3 protein-coding genes and 2 pseudogenes are annotated in these 4024 nt (G+C 61.3%); 4 read left to right on the top strand and 1 reads right to left on the bottom strand.

Annotated elements, in window-relative coordinates; translation table 11 throughout:
• Together BLX41_RS36135 and BLX41_RS24155 are read left to right on the top strand one after the other, a co-directional pair.
• A pseudogene (locus BLX41_RS36135) lies at positions 1 to 323 on the top strand (lipid IV(A) 4-amino-4-deoxy-L-arabinosyltransferase); the annotation flags it as partial.
• 101 nt (positions 324 to 424) lie between these two features.
• The gene (locus BLX41_RS24155) at positions 425 to 1960 is read left to right on the top strand and encodes an ArnT family glycosyltransferase (RefSeq protein WP_123726912.1); all 1536 of its coding nucleotides are present in this window, start codon (positions 425 to 427) and stop codon (positions 1958 to 1960) included.
• A 58-nt stretch (positions 1961 to 2018) separates the two neighbouring features.
• Here the strand turns inward: BLX41_RS24155 and ttcA are convergent, their stop codons facing one another.
• Positions 2019 to 2843, bottom strand: coding sequence for a tRNA 2-thiocytidine(32) synthetase TtcA (ttcA, locus tag BLX41_RS24150; RefSeq protein WP_123726911.1), 825 nt, complete (start codon positions 2841 to 2843; stop codon positions 2019 to 2021).
• A gap of 292 nt (positions 2844 to 3135) precedes the next feature.
• On the opposite strand from ttcA, the gene BLX41_RS24145 reads away from it, so the two are divergent.
• Both BLX41_RS24145 and BLX41_RS36130 read left to right on the top strand, forming a co-directional pair.
• Positions 3136 to 3738 (top strand): Yip1 family protein, encoded by a 603-nt coding sequence (locus BLX41_RS24145; RefSeq protein ID WP_123726910.1) that lies wholly within the window; start codon positions 3136 to 3138, stop codon positions 3736 to 3738.
• 149 nt (positions 3739 to 3887) lie between these two features.
• Positions 3888 to 4024: pseudogene (locus BLX41_RS36130) on the top strand (SprT family zinc-dependent metalloprotease); the annotation flags it as partial.

The following is a 4024-nucleotide window of genomic DNA, read 5'->3' as shown; positions in this document are numbered from 1 at the left end:
AGCAGACTGACCGCCTGCTGAGCAACGACCTGGGAGCTGCCTCAGCGCTGGCCTGGCGCCTGCAGCGCCCGGACGTGGCGCTGTACAACACCGAGGGCGAACTGAAATACGGCCTGGCCTACCCTGAATCGGCCCAGCGCAAGGTCAGCATGGCCGACGTCGGCCAATGGGTCAGCGACGCACGCAAACAGGGATCGGTGGGCGTGGTGATGCGGGTCAAGGACGTGCTGGAGAACGAAGAGGTCGCCCTGCTTCCACCGGGTGGCAAGCGCTACGAACAAGGCAACATGCTGATCCTGATCCTGCCGGCCGCTCAACCCTGATCTGCCTGCCTTGAAACCTGCCTGAGAGCGTCAGCACCGACCACCGTCGCGCTGGCGCTTCTTGCACCTCCCTCCCACACACAGCCTGCAGAAATCCGCCCATGAAAAGCTGCAACAGCGAACGCAAGGCCCTGGCCCTGCTTCTGGGCGTCAGCGCCCTGATCCTGCTCCTCGGCCTGGGCTCCCGTGAGCTGTGGGGGGCGGAAACCCGCTGGGCCAACATTGCCTTGCAGATGCTGCAGAGTGGCGACTACTTCGACCCCTATCTCAAGGGCGCCCCCTATTACGACAAACCCCTGCCGTCCTACTGGCTGATCACCGCCAGCGCCTGGCTGACCGGGGGCCTGGGGCACTGGTCGCTGCGGCTGTCCTCGGTGCTCGCCGGTTGGCTGAGCATCTGGCTGGTGTACCGGCTTGGCGAGCAGCTGTTTCACAAGGGCACCGGATTGATCGCCGGCTGGATGCTGGCCACCACCTTCTACTTCGCATTCTGGGCACGGGTGGCCACCGCGGACATTCTCACCGTGTGTGGAGTGCTGGCAGCAGTGTGGTGGTACTGGCGAGGGCCGGAAGACACCCGCCTGAGTCGCTATTGCCTGTTCTTCCTGCTGTTGGCGGCGACTTCGCTGCTCAAGGGATTGATCGGTTTCGTCCTCCCTGGGCTGATCCTGCTGCCACACCTGCTGAGCCAGGGACGCTGGAAACTTCACCTCAATCCGCGCCTGTACCTGGCGTTGCTGGTGGCTGCCCTGCTGTACATGGTGCCGTTCGTGCTCTCGCACCTGTATGGCGCCCCGACCTACGGTGAAAGCGGGCTGAGCCTGGTATTCCGGGAAAATGTGCAGCGCTTCTTCGACCCTTTCGACCACATCGGGCCGATCTATACCTACCTGATCTACCTCCCGGCCTACACCTTGCCCTGGGCACCCTGCTGGGTACTCGGCCTCTGGGTAGCGGCGCGTCACTGGCGCCAGCTACAACCCAATGAGCGCTGGCTGGTTTGGGCCCTGGGCTTGTTGTTCCTATTTTTCACTGCCAGCGGCAGTCGGCGCAGCTATTACGTCCTGCCTCTGGTGCCCTTCGCCCAACTATTAGGGGCCTGGTGGCTGAACCGCCACCTGCTACAACGACGCGCCAGCGGCAAGCACAGCGAACGCAACTGGACCATAGGCTTTGCCAGCGCAGCGGTGGTCCTGCTGCTGGTGCTGGGGGTGGCCTACCCCTGGAGCAATGGCGGAGGCGGTGTCATCCAGTTCGGCACGCAGGTCAGGGCCGAGGCGAGCCGGATTGCCCCCTGGAATCAATGGCGGATGGTGATGGTCGAGGTGGATAACAAAGTGCCGCTGTACCTGCAGAATCAGGGAGCGCCCTTCTATTACGTCGCCGAAACCCAGGACTTCCCGCGTTCCGGCAGCAGCGCGGACTTCATGGCCTGGCTGGACAGGACCAGCGGCCAGCATTGGGACCCCCAGCGCACGCTGATCCTGGTGCAACAGAGTCAGAACGAACCGTCGATGCTCAGCTACCTGGGCAAGGATCATCAACTGATCCGCACACTGCCGACCAATGGTGAACGGCTGGCGAAAAAACAAGCCGAGGGCAGTATCGCCTTCATTCCGCAGGTTCCCGGGACCTGAGGCCCCTCGCCACGCCGGATAGCAACCGGCAGGGCGATGGAGGCTCAGCGAGAACGGATCAGAGATTCACCACGTTGACGAAACGCGGCGTGGCGCTGTCGTCGATGCGCAGGCTGGTGAAGTCGAACAGATTGCGATCCGCCAGTTGCGAAGGGATCACGTTCTGCAGGCCGCGGAAAATGCTTTCAGTACGCCCCGGGCTCTTGCGCTCCCACTCCAGGAGCATTTCCTTGACCACCTGACGCTGCAGGTTCTCCTGGGAACCGCAGAGGTTGCAGGGAATGATCGGGAACTGCTTGAGGTCGGAGTAGGCCTGAATGTCCTTCTCGCTGCAGTAGGCCAGCGGGCGGATCACCACATTGCGCCCGTCATCGGCCAGCAGCTTGGGCGGCATGGCCTTGAGCGAGCCGTTGTAGAACATGTTGAGGAAGAAGGTCTCGACGATGTCGTCACGATGGTGACCGAGGGCCATCTTGGTGGCGCCGATCTCGTCGGCGAAGGTGTACAGGGTGCCACGACGCAGGCGCGAGCACAGCGAGCAGGTGGTCTTGCCTTCCGGTATCAGCTCCTTGACCACCGAGTAAGTGTCCTTCTCGACGATGTGGTACTCGATCCCCAATTCCTTGAGGTAGGCCGGCAGCACATGCTCGGGGAAACCGGGTTGCTTCTGGTCCATGTTCACCGCAACGATCTCGAACTTGATCGGCGCCACCTTCTGCAGGTGCAACAGCACGTCGAGCATGGTGTAGCTGTCCTTGCCGCCGGACAGGCAGACCATGACCTTGTCGCCATCTTCGATCATGTTGAAGTCGGCGACCGCTTCGCCCGCCTGTCGGCGAAGGCGTTTCTGCAGTTTGTTCTGGTTGACCGTAAGAGTGCCCATGGCGCTTGGAATCCGCGAGGTATGTGACGAAAAGCCGGACATTTTACGCAAAAACCCCGGCCCCTTGAAAGCGTCGCAACGTAGCGTTCCCCTGGGCTGCGGTGACAGACACACCAGCGATTACCCTGGGGTTTTACAGCGCGATTTGCTCTAAAGGTGCGCACATCTGACGAAAACTCCTCCCTATACTGCGACATAAGGTCGCATGCATATATAGACCTATACTGACTGTGCCACTTGGCTGTAAGCGCTCCGTTGGGGGGCGATGGCAACAATAAAGGAGTGACTGACCATGATTCATCATGTCGTAGGACTCTTCACCCACCCCGATCAGGAATGGCGAGACATCCGCGGCGATGCAGAAGAAAGCATCAGCCACATGTACCTGACCCACACGCTGATTCTGGCGGCGATACCCGCCATCTCGGCCTTTATCGGCACCACCCAGGTTGGCTGGGTCATCGGCAACCGCGCGCCGGTGATGCTGACCATGGAAAGCGCCCTGTGGATGACCATCATGTCGTACCTGGCCATGCTCGGCGGCGTGGCGGTGATGGGGGCTTTCATCCACTGGATGGCCCGGACCTATGACGCCAGTCCGAGCCTGGCGCGCTGCGTCGCCTTTGCCACCTACACCGCGACTCCGTTGTTTGTCGGCGGCCTGGCGGCGCTGTATCCCCATATGTGGCTGGGGATGATCATCGGCACGGCGGCGATCTGCTACACGGTGTACCTGCTCTACGTCGGGCTACCGACCTTCATGAACATCCCGTCGGACGAGGGATTCCTGTTTTCCAGCTCGGTCCTGGCGGTAGGACTGGTGGTGCTGGTAGCGATCATGGCCTTCACCGTGATTGTCTGGGGCCTGGGCGTCGGCCCCGTGTACACCAACTGACGCCGCACCAATAATAATCCTCCATCTGCCAACACAGGCCGCCGCAAGGCGGCCTTCTTAATGGGCGCTCCTGCGACCATTCGGCGCCTGGGCGATTCGGATTCGCCGGTCTTTGCGGCATACTCAGCCACTCTGGAGAGCCGTTAAGCATGCCCGAGCAACTCAATACCCGCGTCGAAGACTGTTTCCTACTCGCTGAATCCTTTTTCAAACGTCCTTTCAAACGCCCGGTGGTCAGCCTCAAATTACGAGGCCAGAAAGCCGGGGTCGCCCATTTGCACGAAAA

The organism is Pseudomonas protegens (genome assembly GCF_003732485.1).
Lineage (GTDB): Bacteria > Pseudomonadota > Gammaproteobacteria > Pseudomonadales > Pseudomonadaceae > Aquipseudomonas > Aquipseudomonas protegens_B.
Note: the sequence above shows the minus strand (reverse complement) of the source record. Positions and strands in the feature narration are given on the sequence as shown.